This window comes from Prevotella scopos JCM 17725, from assembly GCF_018127785.1.
GTDB classification, from domain to species: Bacteria; Bacteroidota; Bacteroidia; order Bacteroidales; family Bacteroidaceae; genus Prevotella; species Prevotella scopos.
Map to the genome: position 1 here is coordinate 100,025 of NZ_CP072389.1, position 24,974 is coordinate 124,998.

Consider the following 24,974-nt stretch of genomic DNA (forward strand, 5'->3'; position numbering starts at 1 on the left):
CAGAGAGTTATTAACAAACAGAACAAAGTAACAATGAAGAAAACAATGAAAAAACATTCATTCACATCACAACTAGCGTCCGTGGCTGTTGTGTTTGGCATAGCCTTGACTTTTGCATCTTGCGCAAAGGAAGATGTGGCACAGAACCCAACAGGTACAGAGGACGATAACAACAAGAACCTCACTACCTTTGTTGCAGGTGACGAGACTAAGACCCGCACATCAATGGATTACAACAATGGAAACTTCTATTGGGAGGCAGGCGATTATATTTACGTAAAGGATGACAACGGTGTATTGCAGAAGAGTACGAATGCTCCAACGAGCAAGGTGGCTTCTTTTAAGTATGAAGTTCCTGGTACGTTTAATGCAAGTAGTAGCTATAAGGTTTATTACTTGGGCAAGAACAGCAACGGCAACTCAGTAAGTATCTCAACCGCCCAGAGCCAGACAACTCCAGACAATACTGAGCACTTCGGCACAGCAGGCGATTATGGAACCGCAACCGCTACAGGAACCTTGGGAGGAAAGTCTTTTAGTTTTGAGTTGGAGCATCAGCCAACTTACTTAGTCTTCCAGCCTTACACAAGTAACACAATCCTGCAAGGCTGCTACCTAACAAAGGTAGAGGTTACATCCGACAACGATATAGCTGAGACCTACACTGTCAACCCAACTACAGGTGCTTTAGACGCTTCTGCAGTAACAGACGGCAAACAGATAGTCTTAACCACAAGCGGCAGCAGCAACCCAGATGGCTTCCCACTGACTACCAGCACAGCTAGCAGAACAACTAACGGTGCTTACATGGTGATTAAGCCAGGAACTCATACCTTAAAGGTACGTTATTGGGTAAAGGACGTTGCAACGAATATAGAAGGAACTATAACAAAAACACTTTCTTCAACAACCTATGCTTCAAACACTTACTACGATATCAAGTTGCAGCTAGACTTAAAGAATTACGATGGTAAACAGTATTACATGTGGGATGCACAGCAGAATTATTGGGCTGGTCACGAATGGAATAGTGCTAATCCATGGCAGCCTGTGGCGAACTGGACCAGTAATGCCAACTACGCCAAGAGCAACACTGACTCACGTTGGTACAACGAAGCATTTACTTATGGTGTAAACACCTCCGCTACTCACACCTCATGCAAAGACCTTCCCAACCTAAACGAGATGTCTTGGTACGCTCAATATGGCGATCCTCGTTGGGATGGTGATGAATTATGGACAACTTTTGGTCATTTATATAAAGGTGGCATGTGGTTTAAGAAGAAGTCAGTATTGCAAGCCGAAGGTCATTACAACGGCAACATGGGTATTGACGGTAATGATTGGCGTTCAGCTGCATGGGGTGGTAGCTGGCATGTTTCTCAGACACTTCCATCTGCTGCTGACGCTGGTAATTATTTCTACCTGCCCGCCTTAGGTAACTACAGCCTATTTGGTCAGCTGGAAAACTTTGGCACCAACGGCTACTATTGGTCGTCTAGTGCTTCCGCGGCGGACAGGGTATTCGCGGGCTACCTGTTCTTCGACAGTAATTCCGTCACCGTGAAAAGCACCAACCGCAACCGCGGGATCATAGTCAGCGTGTTCGAGTAGTCCTAAAAGCCCCACCCCGAGAGGAGAGGGAGCCTAACAGGATAAAAGAGGAAAATATCTAACCTGTTAGAAGGAAATTTCTAACACGTTAGAAATTTACGGGGAACGTGTTAGTGCGTGACGTCTAACGGGTTATAAATTTTCTTTTGCAGCGTTGAAAAGTTTTCTTCGATGTGATATCGAATATTAGTTATAAAAATAAGTTTGTCCGCTGCGTGATGTAGCTGACTATCATCCGATTTTTATTCGGTGACTTTAATTTCATTTTTCTACCTCCTTTCAAGAAGTAATTTCTTGTTTGGAGGTAGGTTTTTTATGTGCTGTTTTCAACGATGGAATGAGATGTCAATGATAAGCCAATAATCATTTTTCCTGTCACTTCTGTCACGCTGTATGAAGGTGTAACAGGTTAGTTTACAGCCTTTTCTGTCTAAATGTTAAAATGACAGCAAAATGAAATAAAAGTATTGTTGGATTTCGGTCCGTTATTCTCTTATGCTGTGAGCGTAATAGTGTAATGCTCTTTTCACTTAATCAGTTGCAATAAGAATGTGAAAACCAAGATGTAGATTTGGAGTTGTCATAGGAAAACGTTATATTTGCAGAAAATAAGCTGCACTCGGCAAATTGAAAGCAAGCTTTCTTTGCTCTCGTTTGCATTATTTTTGCAGAAAATAAGCTGCACTCGGCAAATTGAAAGCAAGCTTTCTTTGCTCTCATTTGCATTATTTTTACAGAAAATAAGCTGCACTCGGCAAATTGAAAGCAAGCTTTCTTTGCTCTCGTTTGCATTATTTTTGCAGAAAAATATAAACAAGAGGTATAATTATGGCAGGCACAATGACAAACATCGAGAACAATACGATACGTATGTATTGGAACGCATTGCGTTCGATGAGTAAGAACATTCGGTTGGGCTTAGCTGTGAAACTTACCAACTCTGTACTCGAAGAAGAACGTAAGGAAATGTCTGACGAAGCCTATACAGAAGAAATGCTTAATAAGTTTTTTGGGAAGTGGGAAGGAAACGAAACTGCTGACGAACTGATGGGTATTATCAGGCAGAGCTCCTAAATTCAATAGAGAATGTAAAACACCTTGCACGTATAGAAGGATTGGAAGTGCAGAACTGGGTTAAACGGTAATTACGGCTATTTTTACAATAAATTTGTTTGGCAAATATGCAAGTTCAACATAGAACTGCAATTTTTGGTGCAGGTGTAGCCTAATAATCTATACCTGAAAACACCGATGGGTTTGGGGGCGAGTAGCCCCCATGTAAGAGAAAATTCAACAAGCAATGCATAAAAACAAAAAGAGGAGGCAGATGGCGAAGATGCTTGCATACTTTTTCAAGATAGAAATGTTTAAAGCAGCGATAACCCGAATCGTGAAAAAGAATCATTATCAGCATGATTCTCTAACCACTAGGTTTGCAGATGTTTATAATTCGTTGTACTCACGTTAATATTACTATTGCTGTAGCTTTTATTATTATACAGCCCAAAGATTGAATCTATTATTATTCCAGTCGTTTATGCTTTTATACAGATTAGTCTTTTCAAAATCCTCTTTGGCATAACCAATTCTGATCATAGTTGCAATGTTTTTATCACTATATTCTTTTGCTTTTTTAGCTTTAGAATGAAGTATATTGCGAATAGCATAAACCAAATCATGTCCGTTTGTGAATAAAAAAAGTTCTTCATCATTGATAGGGTTCTGTTGTATAAACTGGTTCATTGTGTTCAAGTCTGGAAATGATGTTTTCTTAGAATTTCCTTTCTCTTGTACATGTAGAAGTACACTCTGTACACTGATAGGTTGACTATTGGATGCTACTTGAGCAATATCAATTCCTTTGAAGCTAATTCCGTGTTTATCAGGGTCTCTTCCATTTAAAATCATTTTGTCATTATAATAACGGAGATATGACAAGTTTTTTAGAGAGAGCATTGCGTCGAACGACAAATTTGGATATTCTTCTTTAATCGTTTCCCAACAAATACATTCACAGACCTTAGGAGTCAACATCATTGTTTCCATATCGTGGGTGTCGGTCAACATAAGATTGGCAATGTTATGATTGATATGATTTAAATGATCAAAATCAGCATCTTTGATGCCTATAACGCAATCTTTGAGCTGCTTATCTGTGCTTACAATGAGCATAGCATCTTTTACGATTGAGCAATTGGTAGCACATGTGAATTCTACAGCCTGGATATTAAAGAATTTTTTCAAAGCTTTTTCATCGTCTTCTCCCTCAACGACAATTATCACCTCCTTATGATTAGGATGTTGTATGTTTAGCCTTATTCGTGCTACGAGAATTTCGGCTCCAGTTTCCTCCAATACGGTGTTCCCCAATGATTTATTATCTTCTACGCAAGATTGGGATTCGCATTCCTGCAATACGGAATTTTCCATTAGATTATTTGTTTGTTAAGTAATAAAGGTCTTTGGTCATACTAAGACCTTTGCTTACAATGCTTGGCGAATGAGTGGCGATGATGATCTGTAGACGCTTGACAGAAGCTATTTCCTTCATATCATCTACGATTGTCTTCTGCCATGCGACATGAAGCGAGTTCTCTGGTTCGTCAATCAACAATAAACCTTGGTCAGGCACCTCATATATTAAACGATACAGCATTATGATTTCATTCTGTTCACCACTTGAAAGTTTATATCCGTCTATAATATCGCCATTGTCCGATTTGATTCTAAACCCATGTTGAGGAGATATTTCAATAGATTTGTTTGCAAACCCCTTAGAAGTCAGCATTTCTTGGAACAATTCTGTCTTTTTCGATATTGTTGAAATCTTGCTGAACTTCTCCTTGAGTCCTTTAAGATAAGCAAAGAGTACTGCTTTGTTTTCTTCGTTATATTCTGGAATTTCTACTTTTTCTGCAAGTTTATATTCAGCGGCTGTGTTCATCTGACTCTCAACTTCAGCCTTCAACTCATTGTATGAAGAGATTGAGCAATCTTCATAAATTGAACCTAATACTTTTTTGATAAAAATTGAATCGATTCTTTGTGAATGTATCAGATAGTCATATTTGGCGGTTTTCATTTCAGCCATCAATGCCTCACAAACTTTCTCTATTGGCAGTTTTTCATTCTCTTCATGGGCTTCATTATAGATACGGTTTGATGGTATATAGCAGGAGCGTAACGTTTCAAGCTGCATCAAGAACTGTTCCTGTCCATTTGCTTTGGCAATATATTCGTTGAATTCTTCGTTGTCTAATAAGATTTCTTCTTTTTCTCTATTAGTCAAATCCTCAAACGTCTTACGTCTACTATATGTCCCTCTTAAGAATTTATATGTACGGCGTGCTTTTTCAATGTTTGTTCTATTATATACGAAATGAGTGAGTGGTTCCCCCGTAGCTTTGTTCCAGATAAATCTGACCTCTTTTTCCAACTCATCCTTATAGTCAACAGCAAATATACTTTCAATTTCTGTTTTATAATTCTGAGTGATATTTAATACAGTATTATTATCAAAAGAAATTATTATTTCGCTGAATTTAATAACATAGAAATAATATAGAGACTTTGGATTAAGGGAATTTAAAATGCGTAGAATGGTTGTTTTGCCATATCCATTAGGACCTGTGAGAATAGTTATCTGTTCTTTCTCTTCGCTATTGAAATCTATATCATAGTTATATTGGTCGTAAAGGTTTTTGATTTGTAGTCTTGAAATTTGCATGGTTTATTTATTATAATATTCACGTAACTCTTGTTGAAGAGAGTCGTTCACTGTATAGCTTGCTTCTTTTTCGATATTCTTGTTGCCTTCTGATTGGATTGCAGACATATATTCCGGATAATCATCTCCTTTGGATACATTGTTTTTCCATTGCATAGCTCTAAGGTTACGTTCAAAGTCGTCGCCCCCCATAACAACAGGGAAAACATGGTCAACTTCCCATCCGAAGACAGAATCTCTCATCCCATAATGAGCCTTGAAGATCCATGCTCCGCATGCATCTTTTCTTATAGTGTCCTCATCATAACCCTCTACTATTTGGGCATGATTCCAACAATATTCTTTCTTTTCTTCGTCTGTCATAATGATAAGTTTTTTGGCATTAATTTTTTGTTGAATGCCTATATATGTTGCAAAGATACTATTTTTTTTGTTTGTTACTACAATAATAGATAAAATATCATTGTTGTCTGCAGAAGATTTTCCTTATTATTTCAGGTTAAGGGCGGGGGGCTATCGCAGTTTTTGATATTTTTGTGTCATTTAAATGAGGCAAGTGGCGTTGTTGCCTCCACGGATGCCTCTGTTGATGGTGTTCGTAGTGATGTCGGTAAGGTTTCGGAGCTTTACGAAAAGGGCGATGGTGTTCAGTATTACTTGTTAAGAAGTGTTTTTCCTTTTTAACGAATAATAAAAACTTGTCAATTGTAGAAGTAAAAAGCTAACTTTGCTTGTATATATAATGTGTATATTTAACAAGATTACAAAACTAAAAGCATAAAACTATAATTATAATGAAAAGTTTAAAAGATATTCTGCCTTGGGAGGAACGTCCAGAAGGCTGCAAGGATGTGATGTGGCGTTATTCAAAGAACCCAATCATCGACCGTTATCATATTCCAACATCAAACAGTATCTTCAATAGTGCTGTTGTTCCTTTTGAGGACGGCTTCGCTGGAGTGTTCCGTTGCGACAACAAGGCGGTGCAGATGAACATCTTTGCTGGTTTCAGTAAGGACGGTGTGAACTGGGAAATCAATCATGAGCCTATCAAGTTTGAGGCTGGTAACACTGAGATGATTGAGTCAGAATACAAGTACGACCCACGTGTTACATGGATTGAGGACCGTTATTGGATTACTTGGTGTAACGGTTATCATGGTCCAACTATCGGTATTGCTTACACCTTCGACTTCAAGAAGTTCTATCAGTGTGAGAATGCTTTCTTACCATTCAACCGTAATGGCGTACTCTTCCCAGAGAAGATTAATGGAAAGTATGCGATGTTGAGTCGTCCAAGTGACAATGGTCATACACCTTTCGGTGATATCTATATCAGCTTCAGCCCAGATATGAAGTATTGGGGCGAGCATCGTTGCGTGATGAAGGTGACTCCTTTCCCAGAGAGTGCATGGCAGTGTACGAAGATTGGTGCAGGTTCAGTTCCTTTCTTGACAGACGAAGGTTGGTTGCTCTTCTATCACGGTGTAATCACTACTTGTAATGGTTTCCGTTATTCAATGGGTGCAGCTATCCTTGACAAGGACAATCCAGAGAAGGTTCTCTATCGTACTCGTCCATATCTTCTTGCACCAAATGCACCTTACGAGTTGCAGGGTGACGTGCCAAACGTTGTCTTCCCATGTGCTGCTTTGCAGGATGGCGAGCGTGTAGCCGTTTACTATGGTGCAGCTGATACCGTCGTTGGTATGGCATTTGGCTATATTAAGGACATCGTAGAGTTCACAAAGAACAATAGTATTTTGTAAGAATAGGACATCCTCTTGTAGGGACAGACACACTTGTTTATAGGTTTGAATCATATAGAGTCAAGCTTGTTAGTGTGTTTGTCCCAACAGGGGATATTATCATTTCATAGAATATCACTCGAATTATAACTATCAACCCTAAACTTTATGAAGCGTAACTTCTTGTTGGGACTACTTCTTTCCTTGTCTTTTCTTTCGCTCAAGGCGGCTGACAAGGGTGGGGAAGAGCCTGTTGACCTTGTCAATCCTTTTATCGGAACATCTAATTTCGGTACTACCAATCCGGGAGCAGTATGCCCTAACGGATTGATGTCAGTCGTACCATTCAACGTAATGGGTTCTGATTTGAATAAATATGACAAGGATGCACGCTGGTGGTCAACTCCTTACGAATATCATAACGTCTTTTTCACTGGTTATTCTCACGTCAATCTGAGTGGTGTGGGCTGTCCAGAAGTAGGCTCATTGTTGTTGATGCCAACGACAGGAAAGTTGAACGTTGATTATAAGGAGTACGGAAGTACATACGAAAAGGAGGTTGCACACCCCGGTTATTATTCTAATTATCTGAAAAAGTATAATGTGAAGACAGAGGTAACAGCTACTCCTCGCAGTTCTGTTGCACGTTTCACATTTCCGAAAGGAGAAAGTCATATCTTGTTGAACCTCGGTGAAGGCTTGACAAATGAGTCGGGTGCAATGGTGAAGAAGGTGAGCGACACGGAGTATGAGGGTATGAAACTGCAGGGTACATTCTGTTATAACCCACAGGCTGTATTCCCAATTTACTTCGTGATGCGTGTCAGCAAGAAGCCTACAGAGGCTGGCTATTGGAAGAAACAGCGTCCGATGACAGGCGTTGAGTCTGAGTGGGATGTCGACAATGGCAAGTTCAAGCTTTATAAGACTTATCACAAGGAACTCTCTGGTGATGATATCGGTGTGTGGATGAACTTTAATACTGAGGCAGATGAGCAGGTAGAGGTACAGATGGGTGTGTCCTTCGTAAGTATGGCAAACGCTCGTGAGAATCTTGATGCCGAACAGCGTGGAAAGAACTTCGACGCTATTTACGCAGAGGCGCGTGCTAAGTGGAATGATGATCTCTCTCGCATCCTCGTTGAGGGTGGTACAAAGACAGAGCGCACCATATTCTATACAGCTCTTTATCATACGCTTATCCACCCAAATATTCTGCAGGATGTCAACGGACAGTACCCTGCTATGGAGGGTGATGAGATTCGCACGGTGAAGGAGGGCAATCGTTATACAGTCTTCTCTCTGTGGGATACCTATCGCAATGTGCATCAGTTGCTTACGTTGGTTTATCCAAATCGTCAGCGTGATATGATTCGTTCGATGATTGGGATGTACGAGGAGCATGGTTGGATGCCAAAGTGGGAACTCTTCAGTCGTGAGACTTACACGATGGAAGGCGACCCAGCTATCCCTGTTATCACTGATTCTTGGTTGAAAGGTCTGCGTGGTTATGATATTAACAAGGCTTACGAGGCATTCCGCAAGTCGGCTTTGACAAAGGGAAGCGAGAACCCTCTGCGCCCAGATAATGACGAATATATGGAGAAGGGATATGTTGCTTTGCACGAGCAGTTCGACAATTCCGTTTCTCACGCACTCGAATACTACATTGCTGACAATGCCCTCTCACGCTTGGCTGCGGCATTGGGTAAGAAAGATGATGCTCGTCTGTTCCACAATCGTGCTTTGGGTTATCGCCATTACTTCAGCAAGGAGTTTGGCTTGTTGCGCCCATTGATGCCAGACGGCACCTTCTATAAACCTTTCGATCCAAAGCAAGGAGAGAACTTCGAACCATCTCCAGGCTTCCATGAAGGTAATGCTTGGAACTATACTTTCTATGTTCCGCATGACGTTATGGGACTTGCAAAGCTCATGGGAGGACAGAAAAACTTTGTAAACAAGCTCCAGAGTGTGTTCGACAAGGGTTATTATGATCCTGCCAATGAGCCAGATATCGCTTATCCTCACCTCTTCTCTTATTTCAAGGGCGATGAGTGGCGTACACAGGTACAGACACGCAGACTCTTGAAGGAGTATTTCAAGAATGCACCAGAGGGCATCCCAGGTAATGACGATACAGGAACCATGTCGGCTTGGGCGGTGTTCAACATGATAGGATTCTATCCTGACTGTCCGGGGGACCCATCTTACACGCTCACTTCACCCGTCTTTGACAAGGTGACAATCCGTTTGGATAAGGCGCAGTGGGGCAGAGATAACCTTGTGATTGAAACTGTTCGTCCAAATGATGAGGCTGTGATTATCAAGAAAATAGAATTAGGTGGTAAGCCATTGAACCGCTATCGTATTACGAATGATGAACTCTTAAAGGGTGGAACATTGAAGTTCTATCTAAAGTAAAAGGCTACTATCGGGCGCACCTCCCACACATCAGATGGTCTTTAATGTCTTATTACATTATATATAATGACAATAACAGACATTGTTTGCCGTTTTCTGTTACTGTGTGGAGGCTTAGCACAAGTTGTGCGGATACTTAGCACATAGTGTGCGGAGCCTTAGCACGAAATAAGAAGATGCTAATGTGGAAGGCAGTTGGCTATTAAGAAGGTATTAAAGGACTATAGGCAAGCAATCCAATAGCCGGCAGCTATCGAAGAAAGAGATATAACGTAAAAACAAATAATAAAAATCTAAAATCGAAATTTATACTCACGTTATGAGAAAAAAAGTTCTTTTGAGTGCAGTTTTCCTGTTGTTTGCAGCAGCCGTTTCTATGCCTGTTGCAGCTCAGAACATCATCCCACAACCTGAGAATATCAGTCTTTTGAAGGGTCAATTCAAGCTGAATAAGGGTACGAAGATTGTGACCAATCTTACAGGTCGTGATTTTAAGGTGTTGAATCAGTACACTTCTGAGGTGCTGAAGCATCCATTAGCATACGCAAAGAATCCTTCTAAGCAGGGCGTTTTCCGCTTGATTTGCAAGGGAACAGCCCAACAGGCAGCGCAGGCAATGGACAGTGTACGTCTGCAAGGCTATGAGTTGGAGGTTACACCAAAGGGTATCACCATTCAGGCATTGACTCCAACGGGCTTGTTCTATGGTTTGCAAACCGTTCGCCAGCTCGAAAAGGATGGTCAGATAGCTTGTGTAAAGGTGAAGGACGCCCCTCGTTTCGCTTATCGTGGTTTGATGATCGACTGCTCTCGCCACTTCTGGACAAAGGACTTTTTGAAGAAGCAGATTGATGCGATGGCTTATTTCAAACTCGACCGTTTCCACTGGCACCTCACCGATGGTGGTGGATGGCGCATGGAGGTGAAGAAATATCCTCGACTGACCGATGAAGCCTCTTATCGCACACAGTCTGATTGGACAAAGTGGTGGATGGATAACGACCGTAAGTATTGTCATAAGGATACGCAGGGAGCATACGGTGGTTATTACACACAGGAAGATATCAAGGATATCGTACGCTATGCAGCAGCGCGCCACATTGAGGTAATCCCAGAGATTGAGATGCCTGGTCATAGCGATGAGGTAGTTTATGCTTATCCGGAGATATCATGTACAGGCAAGCCTTACACGCAGTCAGACCTCTGTGTAGGTAAGGAGGCAACTTATACCTTCATGGAGAACGTCCTGAAAGAAGTCATGGCACTCTTCCCTTCTAAGTATATCCACATCGGAGGAGACGAGGCAGAGCGCCGTACATGGAAGACTTGTCCTGATTGTCAGAAGATGATGAAGGAGAATCACTTAAAGGATGTAGCCGAATTGCAGAGCCATTTCACCCATCGTATGGAAGAGTTCTTGAACCGTAACGGTCGTAAGCTCCTCGGTTGGGACGAGATTATGGAAGGAAAGTTAGCTCCTAACGCAGCTGTGATGTCATGGCGTGGAACAGAGGCTGGTATTGAGGCTGCAACAAGTAAGCACCATGTAGTGATGGCACCACAGCAGTTCTATTATCTGAATATGTATCAGGACAACCCGATGGAACAGCCAAAGGCACAGGGAGGTTATACACGTTTGGATAAGACTTACAACTATGAGCCAATCCCTGCAGCCTATAAGGGTAGTAATCTTGAGAAATATATGGATGGCGTTCAGGCTTGTGTATGGACCGAGTTCATCGCTGAGCCAAGCCATTTAGAGTATATGCTTTATCCTCGTCTGTTGGCTTTAGCAGAGACAGGTTGGACAAAGAAGCGCACAGGTTATGACAACTTCCGTAAGAGAGCGGTCGTAAATGTTGAGCGTTTGAAGCGTGCGGGCTACAATGCCTTTGACCTTTCAAAGGAGAAGGGTTCACGTATAGAAAGCCGTAGCATGACTCAGCATGAGGCATTGGGTAAGCCTGTCACCTACTTAGGACGCTATGCAGAGAAGTATCGTGCCGAAGGCGACAGTACGCTAACCAATGGTTTGCGTGGCGACTGGGGCTATCTTGAGGGCCGTTGGCAGGGCTTCATTGATAGTACTGGTGTGGATGTAGTAGTTGATATGGGTAAGGTTACGGACATACGTGACGTACGTGTTGACTTTATGCACCTCTATGAATCGGTTATCTATACGCCTGAAACAATCGAATTGATGGTGTCAGACGATGGTAAGGACTTCAAGACCATTGACATAGTACGTCCAGGTATTAAGGCTTCAGAGGACTACCTCGTTTATCCTTACAAGTGGAAGGGAGATGTCCAGGGCCGTTATGTGCGTGTGAAAGCACTCCCTCGTGAGAGAGGTGCATGGATCTTCACAGACGAAATCATCGTCAATCAGAAGTAAATGAATACTTGATGAGCCATTGAATGACGGCTTTGTCAAGACATATCAGACAAGAAGATTAAAACAATTCAGTATATGAGAAAAAGGTTCTTAACTTTAATGGCGTTTGCTGCAACCAGTCTTTTCGCTTTTGCACAGGACTATACGCAGTATGTAGATCCATTCATCGGAACAGGCGGACACGGACATGTGTTCCTTGGAGCTAATGTTCCATTCGGTAACATTCAGGCTGGTCCTACACAGAAGAAGCAGGGTTGGGACTGGTGTTCTGGTTATCATTACAGCGACTCAACGGTCATCGGCTTTGGACAGATGCACCTTAGTGGTACGGGTATTGGTGACTTGGGTGATGTATCACTCCTTCCTACTATCAATCCAGCACAGCGTGAGGTGAAGTTCTCACATCGTGCCGAGCATGTAACCCCTGGTTACTACTCTGTAATGTTGGCTTCTGGTATTCGTGTAGAGTTGACTGCCACCCAGCGTGTAGCCTTCCATCGTTACGCTTTCCCTGCTGATGCAGCGAAGGGTTACGTTATTTTGAACCTTTCACAGGGTATCGGTTGGGACAAGATGACTTCTTGCAGCTTCAAGCAGGAGTCGGCTAAGGTTGTTAGCGGTTACCGTATGTCACAAGGATGGGCTAAGGACCAGCGCGTTTACTTCGTGGCAGAGTTCTCACAGCCTGTTAAGTTGGAGTCAAACGAGCGTGATACGATCGGTGTCTTTACTTTTGACAATGCTGAGCAGCCACTTCTCGTGAAGGTAGGTATCTCTGCAGTGAGTGTTGAGAACGCTCGATTGAATATGCAGAAGGAACTTCCGGGTTGGGATTTCCGCAATGCTGTTGCTCAGGCAAAGGACGAGTGGAATCGTGAGTTGAGTAAGATTGCTATCAAGACACAGGACGAGCGTGCAAGAAAGATATTCTATACAGCACTGTATCATTCGATGATTGCACCTTCTGTCTTCAATGATGTAAACGGCGAATACCGTGGTGCAGACGGTAAGACACATAAGGGTGACTTCACTGATTACACCACCTTCTCACTATGGGATACCTATCGTGCAGCACATCCATTGATGACTATCATTCATCCAGAGAAGCAGCGCGACATTGCTGAGACAATGCTTAGCATCTATAAGCAGCAGGGCAAGTTGCCAGTATGGCATCTTGTGGGCAATGAAACCGACTGTATGATTGGTAATCCGGGTGTTCCTGTGCTTGTTGATATTGCACTGAAAGGCTATGATGTAGATAAGAATGCAGTCTTTGAGGCTGCTAAGGCGTCTGCTATGCTTGATGAACGTGGCATGGGACTGTTGAAGAAGTATGGTTATATTCCTTGTGATCTCGACCCAGAGCATGAGACAGTAGCAAAGGGATTGGAGTATGCTTTGGCTGATGCATGTATTGCAAAACTCGCCAAGGAATTGGGTAAGACAGCTGATTATAAGTACTTCTCAAAGCGCAGTCAGTCGTATCGTGACTTCTACTTCGATAAGAAAACAAAGTTTATGCGTGGTGTAACATCTGATCGTAAGTTCCGTGAACCATTCGATCCATTCAGTACTGTACACCGCCAGGACGACTATGCTGAGGGTAATGCTTGGCAGTATGTATGGTTGGTTCCACACGATGTGCATGGTCTTGTATCTGCTTTCGGTGGTGAGAAACCATTTGTTTCAAAACTCGACTCTCTCTTCATCGTTAGTGGTGACATGGGAGCAGAGGCTTCACCAGACATCACTGGTCTGATTGGTCAGTACGCTCATGGTAATGAGCCAAGCCATCATATCCTTTATATGTACAACTATGTGGGTCAGCCTTGGAAGGCAGCGGACAAGATTCGCTATGTACTCAAGAACTTATACCACGACGACTTCGATGGATTGAGTGGTAACGAGGATGTGGGTCAGATGTCTGCATGGTACATTCTCTCCGCTCTTGGCATGTATCAGGTTGAGCCTGCAGGTGGTAAGTATATCTTCGGTACACCGCTCTTCGATGAGGCTACGGTGAACGTTGGAGATGGTAAGACCTTCCGCATTGTGGCACATAACAACAGCGATAAGAATATTTATATTCAGAGTGCTAAGTTGAATGGTAAGCCTTATACCCGTTCTTACATCGACTTCAAGGACATCAAACGTGGTGGAACACTTGAGTTTGTGATGGGTAGCAAGCCTTCTCAGTTCGGTGTTAAGCCTGCTGACAGACCCTAAAAGTTTTTGGAGTTAACTCCTTTAACTCCTAATAGTGCATCAATCTTTAATACTAATAAACAGCTATGACTAATTTTAATGATGTTGTATCACAGTTTCGTATTGAGGGAACTGTTGAAAGTGTAACTCCAATTGGTAATGGACTGATCAATGAAACGCTGCGTGTAAAAACTGTAGAGGCTAATACGCCTGATTATATCTTACAGCGTATTAACAACGCCATATTCACCGATGTAGATTTGTTACAGCATAATATCGAACTCGTAACTGACCATATTCGTCACAAGTTGATGGAGAAGGGTGAGACAGATATCGAGCGTAAGTGTCTGCGTTTCGTACAAGCTAAGGACGGTAAGACCTACTACAAGGATGCTGACAACCTCTACTGGCGTGTGAGTGTCTTCATTCCTAACGCTGTTACAAAAGAGGAAGTAAACCCAGAGAGCGCATTCTGCTGTGGTGAAACCTTCGGTAACTTCCAGAATATGTTGGTTGATTTGAAGGAACCATTGGGAGAAACCATCCCAGACTTCCATAATATGGAACTTCGTCTGCGCCAGTTGCGTGAGGCTGTTAGTGCTGATAAGGCTGGTCGAGTGGCTTCTGTGAAAGATATCCTTGCTGAGTTAGAGCGTGATGCTGACGAAATGTGTCTTGCTGAGCGCCTCTATCGTGAGGGAACACTGCCTAAGCGTATCTGTCACTGCGATACAAAGGTGAACAATATGATGTTCGATAAAGATGGTAAGGTGCTCTGTGTTATTGATCTCGATACCGTAATGCCAAGCTTTATCTTCTCTGATTATGGCGACTTCCTGCGCACTGGTGCTAACCATGTGGCTGAGGATAGCGATAACTACGATGCTGTTGGATTGAAAGAGGATATATTCTGTTCGTTCACAGAGGGTTATCTCAGTACTGCCGGCAATTTCCTTACACCAGTAGAGACCAGCCATCTGCCATACGCTGTGGCACTCTTCCCATATATGCAGTGTGTTCGTTTCTTTACTGATTACATCAACGGAGATGTATATTACAAGACAAAGTATGCTGAGCACAACCTCGTTCGCTCACGCAATCAGCTCTTGCTCTATTGTGACGTACGTCGTCATGACCAGATGATGGCTGACTTTGTGAAGAAAACATTGAAACAATGAAACAATTAAAGGTAAAACGTTTGGAGTGTCAGCAGGTGAAAGCTGTTGACATTCCAGCCCTTTTCAAGGATAATAGCGTATCTTATAATAAGATTGATACAGTAGACTGGGCAGCAGAATTCCCTTATTGTCCACAGGTTGAGTTTGCTATTGCTCATAAAGGCGATGCCATTCTGTTGCATTATCGAGTTGAAGAAGACAGCGTGCGTGCTGAGGCTGGCACCGACTTAGGTCCAGTCTGGGAGGATTCATGTTGTGAGTTCTTCTGCAGTCCTGATGAAGAAGGAGGCTATTATAACCTTGAAAGCAACTGTATCGGTACGATATTGCTTTGCAATGGGCAGGGACGAGAGAATCGTACCCATGCCCCAGCAGCTGCCTTAGAGCAGATTGATCGTTGGGCATCTTTGGGTCGTGAGCCATTCGAGATGAGAGAGGGACGACAGGCATGGGAGCTTGCGCTCGTTGTTCCTGTTAGTTCTTATTTCCGCCATACAATAGAGAATCTCTCTGGAAAGACGATAAGAGCCAATTTCTATAAGTGTGGTGATAAGACATCGCAACCTCATTTCCTCTCCTGGAATCCCATTGCTTTGCCTTCTCCCGACTTCCATTGTCCTGCTTTCTTTGGTGAGTTGAAGTTTCAGTAATAAAGAAATCAGTAAGCAAAAAAAGGTGTATTAGAGAAGAGGGTTACTCATCTACTTGTACACCTGTCAATCAAGTACAAAGGGTCTCTCACTATCTACTCCTCCCTACGTGAGCGAAGTATGAGGGGAGGGGCTTCTTTTCTTTATTGGTGGGACTGGCTTCTTCTCTCTATAGTAGGTGCTTTTAAAGAAATAGCTTAGTGTGTATTCATTCCCACACCTTTTTCTTGCTTAATACCTTAATGTACGGAAATGTTGAGTAAATCGAGCGCCTTTCGATCACCTATATCATGATACGTAAAGACATCTACTAAATAAGAACAATAATGTTGCGCAAATAATCATGGTTTTATTTGTAAATAACAATATAATTTACTATTTTTGCATCATAATCAATCCTGATATAAAACGTAGCAACTTCATAAGTTGCAAAAAAATAACAACAATTATGGGCACTGACGCATAGACATATCTTTTTTGTAACTAATAATCATACATGAAAGCATTTGATTTTTTAAGGACATATACATCAAGTATATTTTCTTTTATAGCTTCGCTATGTTCTATACTAAGTATAGTTTTAATGCTTCTGAGCAATGAGACATACATGCTAGTCGCTTTAATTGTATTATGCCTTGGATTTATCATTTTATTATTTGGTATCCTTAGAGGCATTAATAAAATTATACTTGACAACTCTTCAGAAGACTATCGTCGCATATCTTCTTTCTGTATTTTTCAATCACATGATGGGGTTAAATCGACCTTTGAGTCATTTCGAATGATTCAGAGTAAGCGTCTGTTTCTTACACATATACCCTATCATTTCAAATGGACAGGAACGAAACAGCCTAAACTTTCTTCTACATCGCAAATAATTGAGAATATCGTCAATTATGATGATGAGAAAAAGTGGGATGAGGCAAAGATAAAGTTTAAACATCCCCTTAAATACAATGAAAGTACAGTTATTCATATAAAGACTGAGAATGATGATCTTGATCACAAGGCACAGCCATGGATTAGCTGTAAACTGGACTCTCCTATAGATGTGATGACGTTCCGTGTATTGCTTTCATATAAAGATGCTGATTTTAATAAACCTGCATATCTTGAATACAAAGAACTGAATCCACAGATCGATCGTGGTTATAGAATATTAGAAAGTGTTCCTTTTGATAAGGGTAATAAAATGTATTCTTACTGTTGTGCTAATCCCGAGCCAGGACGTATATACAGGCTAAGATGGGAGAGGTAAAGAATCATATTATTAAGCAAGAATATCAGAATAAAATCTGTTTATTTGTAGGCTTTTAAGCTATAGTTATAATCCTCTGAAAGGTAGAAAAGACCATTCTTGTCCTCAATATTGAGTACATGAATGGTCTTTTCTTATTGGATTATTTCAAATTATATAATCATCAGAACAATCATTACAATTTGTTATGCCCCTTTTCTTTTTCCAATAACCATGCTTTTCGGGGTGTTCCTCCTGCATATCCTCCTAATTCTCCATTGCTTGCCACAACTCTATGGCAGGGAATGATGATCATTAATGGATTGTGGTGATTGGCATTACCCACAGCGCGAGCAGCCTTCTCTCGACCTATCTGCCTTGCTAATCCAGCATAAGAAAGCGTTTCTCCGTAAGGGATTTGCTGCAAACCTTCCCATGCGAGTAGCTGAAAGGAAGTGCCATTTAATCGTATCGGGAGGTTTAAAGTCTTGCGCTTTTGAGTGAAATATTCCGTTAGCTGATGACAAGCTTCAGTTAGTAACACGCTGTTTTGCTCCTTATCTTCCGTCCACTTCTCTATCATTTGTTCGTCAATCGTGTCTTCCCATTGACAATAAACGATAGCATCTTCTTCCTCGGCAAGTAATAAGTTGCCGAGGGGTGAGGGGTAACGACAGAAGTGCATAGATTATTCTTCTACAATCTCAGCGTCTTCAATATTATCTGTAACCAACTTGTCGCCTGTCACAACCTTAGCTTCTTCAGCCTTCTCGTAAGACTTGCGGACAAGATACATACGAATAATCAAGATGAATTCTAAGACGCCATAGTACATAAAAGCCCATCCGAGAACTAACAATGGAAGCTGTGCAGTCTCTATTGGCTTACTAATCAACAGAATGGCTACTGCCAAGATGACTGTTGGGAAGAGCCACATATAGACTGGAACACGAGCGTACTGACGTGAACGAGCGAGGTTCATAAACTGATTGACAGCACCGAGAATCAGTAATGCAGCAAGGATATAAACCACCCATGTGATGAACGTGTTGGGCATGACGGCAAGGATGATACCCAAAGCAATACTGCCGACACCCGCAATAGGGAAGGAAGGCGACTTAAGATTTCCTTCCTCTGACTGTCCTTCTTGCTGTTCAGCTTTTGCTGTTTTCTTTGCTACTTTCTCCTTTTCAAAGTAGTAAGCGATACAAGATACCAATCCTGAGAGGAGGAAGAGTATTCCCACGGTGATGGTCATCCACGTCATAGTTTCCTCACGATATCTTACGAGGAGGAAACCTGTCACTAATACGATAATAGCCCTAATGGCAGATATTTGTAGTACTTTCATAGATGCAAAAATACAAAATAATCTCTATTCTAACGTTTTACTCCCTGATTTTTTATTATTTTTGCAATAAGAAATAAAGAAGTTATGACATTATTATATCTTGTAAGGCATGGTGAGACGGTGGATAATGCCAATCATATCATGCAAGGACAGACACCAGGAGAACTGAATGCGAATGGGATCAAGCAGGCTGAAGAACTTGCAGAGCGATTGAAAGATGAACCGATCGATGCCTTTGTTTCAAGCGACTTACAGCGTAGTATTCAGACCTGTGAACTGATAGCAGCACCCCATGGGAAGACTATTACGACTACTCCTTTGCTTCGTGAACGTGATTGGGGATCGTTTACGGGGAAGTATATTCCTGATTTGGCAAATCTCAATGACCCTTCTTTATGGCCTGATGATATAGAAAGTCTGGATGCTTTGCAAGCGCGTGCTAAGGAATTCCTCACATGGGTGAAGGAAGAATATGCTGATAAGAAGGTGCTTGCCGTTGGGCATGGTATCATCAATAAAGCCATTCAAAGCGTTTATTATCATAAGGCTATGAACGAACTAAAGCCGATGAGCAATGCGGAGGTGAGGATGCTTGAGCTATAAGCCCTATTAGTCTAATACCAAAAACAAAGAGGAGCTTCACTCACGTGAAACTCCTCTCCTTCATTTAAATAACTCTCTTTTTTTGTTACATCTCTAATTTGGTCTGAATGCAGATTTACGCATCGGTTTGCTACTGCGAAACAATCTTTGTTACCTTAATTCATCTAATAGCCTTTTATCTTTTATCTTTTAACCCTTTAATATTTTAAACCTTAGTGCTTAGTATTTAAACCAATTAAATCAATGTCTTTATTGCATCAATGTCGTTATCTATGTCCACCGAAGGCGCTACCACCATTTGAGTTGTTACTGCCGCCTGAGCGACTACCTCCAAATGTTGCGCCACCACCAAAGCTATTGCTTGGTGCGCCGAATGAGGGACTTGGCTCATAGCTTCTTGTTGCACCTCCGTAGCTTCTACTACCACCAAAGCTATTCCCATAATTTGGTTGTGTAACTGTTGTTCGAGTAGAACTCTCTCGTGGTGCGTAGTATTGGTTAGTACGTGGTCCATCGAAGTTTCTGCGCTGTTGATTGCCAAAGCTGCGATAGTGGTCGTTTTGGTAGATTGGACCATTATTGTAATAATAGCTTCCTCCCCTGTTATAGTCGCCACGTAAGTAACTATCTCTCATGCCATATCGGTTGTTATACTCTCTTCCGTAGAAGAGTTCTCTACCATTGTACCAACTTCTTCCGCCATTCATTCGCCAACTATGAGCGCCATTGTAAACGTTATAGAAGGTTGGTCGTCCAAAGTAGTAGTAGTCGCGGCGTGGGTAGCGGGCGTAAACGCCAAATCTCCAATAGCCTGCGTCCCATCTCAATGGGCGGTAGAAATATGCAGCCTCAACATATGCACGATACTGCCAATCATAGAGTATATAGCTCAAATCTGCATTTCGATGTGCCCAGTATGTTCCGTAGAGGTCATCTATTGTGTTGACACTCATGAGGTAATCCAAATTAATCTCGTATGCTGCTTCGTATTGTGCTTCAGTCAGATTCAGCTCGTAAGCCATCTTATCCGTTAGAAAGAGTGCTTGTACTCGAGCTTGCTCATAACTCATTGCGTTTGCTGATGTGCAGAGTAGCATGAGCGATACGATTAGGGTTAGTACTATCTTTCTCATAATCGTTACCTTTATTAGTTCTTTATTTAAGTCGGGGAGGAGCTTCTAATAGCTTTCCTTAACTTTCATGTTGCAAAGGAACAAAGAAAAAAAGATATGTGAAAAGGATTTCCCCTATATGGGAGGGGGAAAACCCTAAACCTCATAAAAGGCTACTTTTAGTAGGGTGTTTTTTCTCTCAAACGATATCATTTCGGATATAAAAACACTTGGATTTAAGGTTTTTATATGCTTATAGATATAAAATGTGTAATGAACGTACGATTTTATAGCAAACAGCTTATTGTTCAACGGAAAAGAAAGTGTTATTCTTCTTTTTTTATTATCTTTGTAGCGAGTATTAACTTTATGATGATGAAGAAGTTATTTTCAACCTTATTAGTCTTGTTGACTACATTGACAATACAAGCCCAATATCAAGAGCCGGTGCGACGTGACACGTCACGGTTGCAGCCATTAAAAGGCTTAGAATATAAGGTGGAGATGCAGGGGAGCCTTTCAAAAGGTAGAACCCCACTATGGCTGAATGCTAATAAGTATGGACTTAGTTCGTTGGAGACAGCGAACGGCTATCTGCGTGGGGGCATAGAACGCCCACTAGCGACAGATGAAGGGAGGAAATTTGGCTTAGGCTATGGGTTAGACGTTGTCGCTCCTATCAATTATACCAGTAAAGCCATCATTCAGCAGGCTTACGTTGAGGGGCGATGGTTACACGGAACACTGACAGTCGGAGCGAAGGAAGAACCTATGCAGTTGAAGGACAACGAACTCAGTTCGGGTTCACAGACATTGGGTATCAACGCCCGTCCCATCCCTCAGGTTCGTTTGGCACTACCAGACTATTGGACATTGCCTTTTGCGAATGGCTGGTTACATCTGAAAGGTCATATCGCTTATGGAATGATGACTGACCAAAATTGGCAACATGACTTCACTGCCAAGCAATCGAAGTTTACGGATCATGGACTCTATCATTCGAAGGCGGGCTATCTGAAGATTGGCAATGAAGAAGTGTTTTGTCCGTGGTCGTTAGAGATGGGGTTGGAGATGGTCAGCCTCTTCGGTGGCACTTCCTATCTCCCTGACGGACATGGAGGTATGAATGTTTCTGAAAATGGAAAGGGAATACGCGATTTTTGGAATGCCTTTGTCCCTGGAGGTGCTGACAAAGGTGAGACAACCTATCAGAACGTACAGGGCGACCAACTGGGCAGCTGGGTGATGCGTCTCAACTATGAGGGCGACTGGAACAGCTTTTCACTCTATGCCGACAAGTTCTTTGAGGACCATTCAGCTATGTTTCAGCTCGACTATGATGGTTATGGTGAGGGCAATGAGTGGCAAGAGAAGAAGCAACGTCGCTATCTGGTTTATGACTTCAAGGACTGGCTCTTAGGTTTTGAATATCGTTATAAGCCTGACAATTGGTTGAACACTCTTGTCATTGAATATCTTTATTCAAAGTATCAGAGTGGTCCGATATACCATGATCACACGATGACCATAGCCGATCATATCGGAGGAAAGGATAACTATTATAACCATTACATCTTCCCAGGCTATCAGCATTGGGGACAAGCAATGGGTAATCCGCTTTATCGTTCACCTATCTACAATGATGATGGCAATATCTACTTTGATGATAATCGTTTTGTTGCGTTTCACATAGGTTTAGGCGGTCGACCTGCAGAGTACCTTAAGTGGCGTTTTCTGGGTACATGGCAAGAAGGCTTGGGAACTTACGAAAAACCCTATACGAAGAAACGACATAATGTGAGTCTGATGGGTGAGGCTACTTATACGCTTCATGGGGAACGACTCCCCGAGTGGATGCGTGGTGTTGATGTGCGAATGGGTATAGGAGCCGACTTTGGTTCAATCCTTCGTGGCAATAACTATGGTATGCAACTGACAATTACAAAACGAGGGTTATTGGGAAAGCAATAACCCTATGGATATGAATATAGACACAAATTGAAATGAAAAGAATAAAGATATTATCCATCGTTTTGCCATTGTTGGCACTCCTCCTCTCCTCTTGTTCGTTGGAGACGGATAACGATGCCGACAGAATGGAGGGAATGTGGCACCTCGTGAAGATTGAATCTACGACAGGCGTTGCGAGTGAAGACTTGAGTGAGCAAGTTATCTTCTGGTCTTTCCAAGCAAAGCTCTTGCAGATGGAGGATAAGACAGGTAACCACAATAGTTATCTCTATCGCTTCCGGATTGACAATGACCAGCTGACGTTGACATCTCCTTATCAGTTTGATCGTGAGAATGGCGACCGCCCACTATCTGCTTATGAGTCAACATTGGCGCTTTATGGTATTAAAAGTCTTACGCCTGTCTTCCGAATCGAAGAGTTAGACAGACGAAAGATGGTATTGAATGATGGAAGTGTAAGACTTTACTTTGACAAGTTCTAAGTGAATATAGTTTTATAAAACATTGGCTCTATAACGAATCGTGTGGGTTGTGTGTTGATATTCCATCGGTTTGGTGCGGGTGCTTAGCACGTGTGGTGCGGATGCTTAGCACATTTGGTGCGGATGGTATGCACAACATGTGCGAAGGGTTAACACCATTGCTGTATATGAAAGGGTAGGGATTTAATGTGCGTTAAGCGTATTAAAATTAAGATCAATCTGGAGTTGTGTTTAGATAGAGGCTATATTTTTTTGACAATATCTTAGGCTCTATGACGAATTACCCACACGATTCGTTATAGAGCCGAAACATTCTCTTATAAACCAGTTGTAATCAGCATGTAATATTCGTGCAATTCGTAGTTCTTTGCATACCTTCCTGTCTTAGAAAGTATAAGCAAGGTTGACTATAATCGAATTGCTAGCAGCATGATACTTACTATAGGCAAGGTTGAGTTTGAACTGTTCGAGGTTGATACCTGCTCCAACACTGAAGCCAGCTCCATGCGCACTGGCATAGTCACTCTTGCCAACTGTCATCTCGTCCGACCGGCGGAAGTTATAACCACCACCAACCCAGATACTTTCAGAGAGTAAGATGTCTGCACCCAGATTCAGGTGATTAATGAAACGATAGTCGTAATGCGTGAGATCGACAAGCGTTGCCGACAATCTCACAGGCAGAGCAGTGAAGGTCTTGCTCACACCCACCTGTACATCAATTGGCATCTTACCATAATCCTCTTCGTAAGCCTTAATCTGACCACCGAGGTTCTTGGCAACCAATGATACCGACCATTGTCTCTCAGGTTCATACCAGTTCAGACCGAGATCTACGCCAACAGCCATTGAGTTGTAATTCCCAATATAGGAAGTGATAAATTTAGCTGTGATACCACCCATCAAGTTACGTGCTAATTCGTAGGCAAAGATACCTTCAATAGCGATTTCATTAGCAGAGAAAGTACCCGTTTGCACGTTATTGGCATCAACTTCCTTCATCTTTCCATAGTTCATATATTGCACACCACCCGCCAGCGTAGCTTTTTCGCCCAAGGCTTTGGTATATGAAGCACCCATATAATTGGCTCCATGCATATAATTCATATAGCTCAGTCCGACCGTTTTATCGCTCACCGATGAAGCCAGTGCAGGGTTGGAGAACATCAGTGAAGGGTCGTCCTCAATAATGGTTATATTCTCTCCGCCCAAAGCAGCGGCGTGCGCACTCACAGGCAGGCGCAAAAAGTTGTATTCAGTTTGACTCTCCTGTGCCCGCATTACAGCTGCAAAAAGGGTTAAGAGGAGGGTGAAAACGATTTTTTTCATTTAATCTAAATTAATTTCTCGGCAAAGTTACATCTTTTTCCGAATATCTTATTACTTTTGTCGATGCAACTTATAATGTAGCATCCTGTGCCCATTATGGTTTCTATAACGGCAGAAATAGGTGTTTAGTATATCTTATCTTGGAAATAAAGAAGTCAAATAGAGCAGATTTAGAGAATAAGCGGTGGGTTGGTTTCCTATTGGGAATCATCGTAGCCTTGTCTTTCTTCTTTGTTGCCATGGAATATAATGCCTCGGGGAGCGACGATGATTCGGCTAATTCCAAGACCATTAAGAATGTCACGCTTCACGATATGGATATGCTACCAGCCATCGATCAGCAGGACCTTGCCAAGACACAGGAAGACAAGAAGCCCACGATGGAGGACTTGCTCAATCTCAAACGGCGTGATGTGCCGAATAAGGTTACACCTCACGATGCGGGTAGTATGAACTCGAATGATAAGAAAACGGGTGCCCCACAGGTGAGTGATGAGCCTATCGTTATACCGATGGTGACCACGACACCTGAACCTCCGAAGATTAAGGAGGAAGCAAAGAAGGAGATGGAGAAGATGACCGATGACAACTCCGATCAGGTTGTTGAACGTTATGACGATAAGGTCAGCAAACGCATCCTCTCCCAAACGCCAACACCACCTGGTGGATGGGTGGAGTTTATGAAATGGCTCACAAAGACCTTGCAATATCCTGCTGCTGCAAAAGCGAACAATCAGCAGGGCATAGTGAATATTACTTTTATCATTAACGTGGATGGTACGGTTAATGATGTTAGAGTAAAAAGCGGTAACGTACCCGTTCTTAACGACGAAGCATTGCGCGTTCTCAAGACAATGGGTAAGTGGAAGCCCGGCATAGAGAAGAATAAACCATGCCGGTCAATGATTGAAATCCCTGTTGTCTTCCAACTCTCTTGATGCGGTTGAG

General features: G+C 42.3%; 21 protein-coding genes and 1 pseudogene. 14 read left to right on the plus strand and 8 right to left on the minus strand.

Features of this window, described 5'->3' with window-relative positions; genetic code table 11:
• The first annotated feature begins 33 nt into the window (after positions 1 to 33).
• Both J4856_RS00400 and J4856_RS00405 read left to right on the plus strand, forming a co-directional pair.
• Positions 34 to 1,614 (plus strand): hypothetical protein, encoded by a 1,581-nt coding sequence (locus J4856_RS00400; RefSeq protein WP_025839929.1) that lies wholly within the window; start codon positions 34 to 36, stop codon positions 1,612 to 1,614.
• A gap of 828 nt (positions 1,615 to 2,442) precedes the next feature.
• A complete protein-coding gene (locus J4856_RS00405; RefSeq protein WP_025839873.1) occupies positions 2,443 to 2,688 on the plus strand; it encodes a hypothetical protein in 246 nt (81 codons plus the stop codon).
• A gap of 244 nt (positions 2,689 to 2,932) precedes the next feature.
• Here J4856_RS00405 and J4856_RS13040 read toward each other — a convergent pair.
• From J4856_RS13040 to J4856_RS00420, 4 genes and pseudogenes are all read right to left on the minus strand, one after another.
• Positions 2,933 to 3,031 (minus strand): annotated as a pseudogene (locus tag J4856_RS13040) (IS982 family transposase); the annotation flags it as partial.
• A 77-nt stretch (positions 3,032 to 3,108) separates the two neighbouring features.
• Positions 3,109 to 4,044, minus strand: a complete 936-nt coding sequence (locus tag J4856_RS00410; RefSeq protein WP_065367984.1) for a DUF4435 domain-containing protein — start codon at positions 4,042 to 4,044, stop codon at positions 3,109 to 3,111.
• A gap of 4 nt (positions 4,045 to 4,048) precedes the next feature.
• Positions 4,049 to 5,341 (minus strand): AAA family ATPase, encoded by a 1,293-nt coding sequence (locus tag J4856_RS00415; protein ID WP_025839876.1) that lies wholly within the window; start codon positions 5,339 to 5,341, stop codon positions 4,049 to 4,051.
• 3 nt (positions 5,342 to 5,344) lie between these two features.
• Positions 5,345 to 5,704 carry a hypothetical protein gene (locus tag J4856_RS00420; protein ID WP_065367985.1) on the minus strand — a complete coding sequence of 120 codons (360 nt, stop codon included), beginning with the start codon at positions 5,702 to 5,704 and terminating at the stop codon, positions 5,345 to 5,347.
• A 171-nt stretch (positions 5,705 to 5,875) separates the two neighbouring features.
• On the opposite strand from J4856_RS00420, the gene J4856_RS00425 reads away from it, so the two are divergent.
• The 8 genes from J4856_RS00425 (at position 5,876) to J4856_RS00460 (ending at position 17,199) form a co-directional block, all read left to right on the plus strand.
• Positions 5,876 to 6,025, plus strand: a complete 150-nt coding sequence (locus tag J4856_RS00425; RefSeq protein ID WP_159102088.1) for a hypothetical protein — start codon at positions 5,876 to 5,878, stop codon at positions 6,023 to 6,025.
• Between the two features lie 110 nt (positions 6,026 to 6,135).
• On the plus strand, positions 6,136 to 7,110 hold the full coding sequence (locus J4856_RS00430) for a glycoside hydrolase family 130 protein (protein WP_025839877.1): 975 nt from the start codon (positions 6,136 to 6,138) through the stop codon (positions 7,108 to 7,110).
• A 147-nt stretch (positions 7,111 to 7,257) separates the two neighbouring features.
• Positions 7,258 to 9,513, plus strand: coding sequence for a GH92 family glycosyl hydrolase (locus tag J4856_RS00435; protein ID WP_025839878.1), 2,256 nt, complete (start codon positions 7,258 to 7,260; stop codon positions 9,511 to 9,513).
• Between the two features lie 319 nt (positions 9,514 to 9,832).
• Positions 9,833 to 11,908 carry a glycoside hydrolase family 20 protein gene (locus tag J4856_RS00440; RefSeq protein WP_065367986.1) on the plus strand — a complete coding sequence of 692 codons (2,076 nt, stop codon included), beginning with the start codon at positions 9,833 to 9,835 and terminating at the stop codon, positions 11,906 to 11,908.
• A 75-nt stretch (positions 11,909 to 11,983) separates the two neighbouring features.
• Entirely contained in the window at positions 11,984 to 14,134 is a 2,151-nt protein-coding gene (locus J4856_RS00445) for a GH92 family glycosyl hydrolase (protein WP_025839879.1), read from the plus strand.
• A gap of 65 nt (positions 14,135 to 14,199) precedes the next feature.
• A complete protein-coding gene (locus tag J4856_RS00450) occupies positions 14,200 to 15,291 on the plus strand; it encodes a phosphotransferase enzyme family protein (RefSeq protein WP_025839880.1) in 1,092 nt (363 codons plus the stop codon).
• Entirely contained in the window at positions 15,288 to 15,941 is a 654-nt protein-coding gene (locus tag J4856_RS00455; RefSeq protein ID WP_065367987.1) for a carbohydrate-binding family 9-like protein, read from the plus strand. The genes J4856_RS00450 and J4856_RS00455 overlap by 4 nt, the downstream gene beginning before the upstream one ends.
• A gap of 781 nt (positions 15,942 to 16,722) precedes the next feature.
• The gene (locus tag J4856_RS00460) at positions 16,723 to 17,199 is read left to right on the plus strand and encodes a hypothetical protein (RefSeq protein WP_143150359.1); all 477 of its coding nucleotides are present in this window, start codon (positions 16,723 to 16,725) and stop codon (positions 17,197 to 17,199) included.
• A gap of 175 nt (positions 17,200 to 17,374) precedes the next feature.
• Here J4856_RS00460 and J4856_RS00465 read toward each other — a convergent pair whose 3' ends face one another.
• Positions 17,375 to 17,863: a methylated-DNA--[protein]-cysteine S-methyltransferase gene (locus J4856_RS00465; RefSeq protein ID WP_065367988.1), complete on the minus strand. Its 489-nt coding sequence runs from the start codon at positions 17,861 to 17,863 to the stop codon at positions 17,375 to 17,377.
• Between the two features lie 3 nt (positions 17,864 to 17,866).
• Entirely contained in the window at positions 17,867 to 18,529 is a 663-nt protein-coding gene (locus J4856_RS00470; protein WP_025839550.1) for an HdeD family acid-resistance protein, read from the minus strand.
• A gap of 84 nt (positions 18,530 to 18,613) precedes the next feature.
• Here J4856_RS00470 and J4856_RS00475 point away from each other — a divergent pair, with 84 nt between their 5' ends.
• Positions 18,614 to 19,132: a histidine phosphatase family protein gene (locus J4856_RS00475; protein WP_025839549.1), complete on the plus strand. Its 519-nt coding sequence runs from the start codon at positions 18,614 to 18,616 to the stop codon at positions 19,130 to 19,132.
• A 266-nt stretch (positions 19,133 to 19,398) separates the two neighbouring features.
• Here the strand turns inward: J4856_RS00475 and J4856_RS00480 are convergent, their stop codons facing one another.
• The gene (locus J4856_RS00480) at positions 19,399 to 20,265 is read right to left on the minus strand and encodes a hypothetical protein (RefSeq protein WP_025839547.1); all 867 of its coding nucleotides are present in this window, start codon (positions 20,263 to 20,265) and stop codon (positions 19,399 to 19,401) included.
• A 354-nt stretch (positions 20,266 to 20,619) separates the two neighbouring features.
• On the opposite strand from J4856_RS00480, the gene J4856_RS00485 reads away from it, so the two are divergent.
• Together J4856_RS00485 and J4856_RS00490 are read left to right on the plus strand one after the other, a co-directional pair.
• Positions 20,620 to 22,215: a capsule assembly Wzi family protein gene (locus J4856_RS00485; RefSeq protein ID WP_065368077.1), complete on the plus strand. Its 1,596-nt coding sequence runs from the start codon at positions 20,620 to 20,622 to the stop codon at positions 22,213 to 22,215.
• A gap of 32 nt (positions 22,216 to 22,247) precedes the next feature.
• A complete protein-coding gene (locus tag J4856_RS00490; protein ID WP_025839545.1) occupies positions 22,248 to 22,697 on the plus strand; it encodes a lipocalin-like domain-containing protein in 450 nt (149 codons plus the stop codon).
• Between the two features lie 384 nt (positions 22,698 to 23,081).
• Here J4856_RS00490 and porQ read toward each other — a convergent pair whose 3' ends face one another.
• The gene (porQ, locus tag J4856_RS00495; protein WP_025839543.1) at positions 23,082 to 24,026 is read right to left on the minus strand and encodes a type IX secretion system protein PorQ; all 945 of its coding nucleotides are present in this window, start codon (positions 24,024 to 24,026) and stop codon (positions 23,082 to 23,084) included.
• Positions 24,027 to 24,166: 140 nt separating this feature from the next.
• Here porQ and J4856_RS00500 point away from each other — a divergent pair, with 140 nt between their 5' ends.
• The gene (locus J4856_RS00500) at positions 24,167 to 24,964 is read left to right on the plus strand and encodes an energy transducer TonB (protein WP_025839541.1); all 798 of its coding nucleotides are present in this window, start codon (positions 24,167 to 24,169) and stop codon (positions 24,962 to 24,964) included.
• Positions 24,965 to 24,974: the final 10 nt, after the last annotated feature.

What these genes read in the sequence shown, in the direction of transcription:
- J4856_RS00415 (WP_025839876.1), bottom strand. Translation starts at nt 5,341, where the DNA reads ATGCAAATTTCAAGACTACAAATCAAAAACCTTTACGACCAATATAAC.
- J4856_RS00465 (WP_065367988.1), bottom strand. Translation starts at nt 17,863, where the DNA reads ATGCACTTCTGTCGTTACCCCTCACCCCTCGGCAACTTATTACTTGCC.
- J4856_RS00410 (WP_065367984.1), bottom strand. Translation starts at nt 4,044, where the DNA reads ATGGAAAATTCCGTATTGCAGGAATGCGAATCCCAATCTTGCGTAGAA.
- J4856_RS00460 (WP_143150359.1), top strand. Translation starts at nt 16,723, where the DNA reads ATGATTCAGAGTAAGCGTCTGTTTCTTACACATATACCCTATCATTTC.
- J4856_RS00445 (WP_025839879.1), top strand. Translation starts at nt 11,984, where the DNA reads ATGAGAAAAAGGTTCTTAACTTTAATGGCGTTTGCTGCAACCAGTCTT.
- J4856_RS00400 (WP_025839929.1), top strand. Translation starts at nt 34, where the DNA reads ATGAAGAAAACAATGAAAAAACATTCATTCACATCACAACTAGCGTCC.
- J4856_RS00435 (WP_025839878.1), top strand. Translation starts at nt 7,258, where the DNA reads ATGAAGCGTAACTTCTTGTTGGGACTACTTCTTTCCTTGTCTTTTCTT.
- J4856_RS00405 (WP_025839873.1), top strand. Translation starts at nt 2,443, where the DNA reads ATGGCAGGCACAATGACAAACATCGAGAACAATACGATACGTATGTAT.
- J4856_RS00440 (WP_065367986.1), top strand. Translation starts at nt 9,833, where the DNA reads ATGAGAAAAAAAGTTCTTTTGAGTGCAGTTTTCCTGTTGTTTGCAGCA.
- J4856_RS00485 (WP_065368077.1), top strand. Translation starts at nt 20,620, where the DNA reads ATGAAGAAGTTATTTTCAACCTTATTAGTCTTGTTGACTACATTGACA.
- porQ (WP_025839543.1), bottom strand. Translation starts at nt 24,026, where the DNA reads ATGAAAAAAATCGTTTTCACCCTCCTCTTAACCCTTTTTGCAGCTGTA.
- J4856_RS00450 (WP_025839880.1), top strand. Translation starts at nt 14,200, where the DNA reads ATGACTAATTTTAATGATGTTGTATCACAGTTTCGTATTGAGGGAACT.
- J4856_RS00455 (WP_065367987.1), top strand. Translation starts at nt 15,288, where the DNA reads ATGAAACAATTAAAGGTAAAACGTTTGGAGTGTCAGCAGGTGAAAGCT.
- J4856_RS00475 (WP_025839549.1), top strand. Translation starts at nt 18,614, where the DNA reads ATGACATTATTATATCTTGTAAGGCATGGTGAGACGGTGGATAATGCC.
- J4856_RS00480 (WP_025839547.1), bottom strand. Translation starts at nt 20,265, where the DNA reads ATGAGAAAGATAGTACTAACCCTAATCGTATCGCTCATGCTACTCTGC.
- J4856_RS00430 (WP_025839877.1), top strand. Translation starts at nt 6,136, where the DNA reads ATGAAAAGTTTAAAAGATATTCTGCCTTGGGAGGAACGTCCAGAAGGC.
- J4856_RS00420 (WP_065367985.1), bottom strand. Translation starts at nt 5,704, where the DNA reads ATGACAGACGAAGAAAAGAAAGAATATTGTTGGAATCATGCCCAAATA.
- J4856_RS00490 (WP_025839545.1), top strand. Translation starts at nt 22,248, where the DNA reads ATGAAAAGAATAAAGATATTATCCATCGTTTTGCCATTGTTGGCACTC.
- J4856_RS00470 (WP_025839550.1), bottom strand. Translation starts at nt 18,529, where the DNA reads ATGAAAGTACTACAAATATCTGCCATTAGGGCTATTATCGTATTAGTG.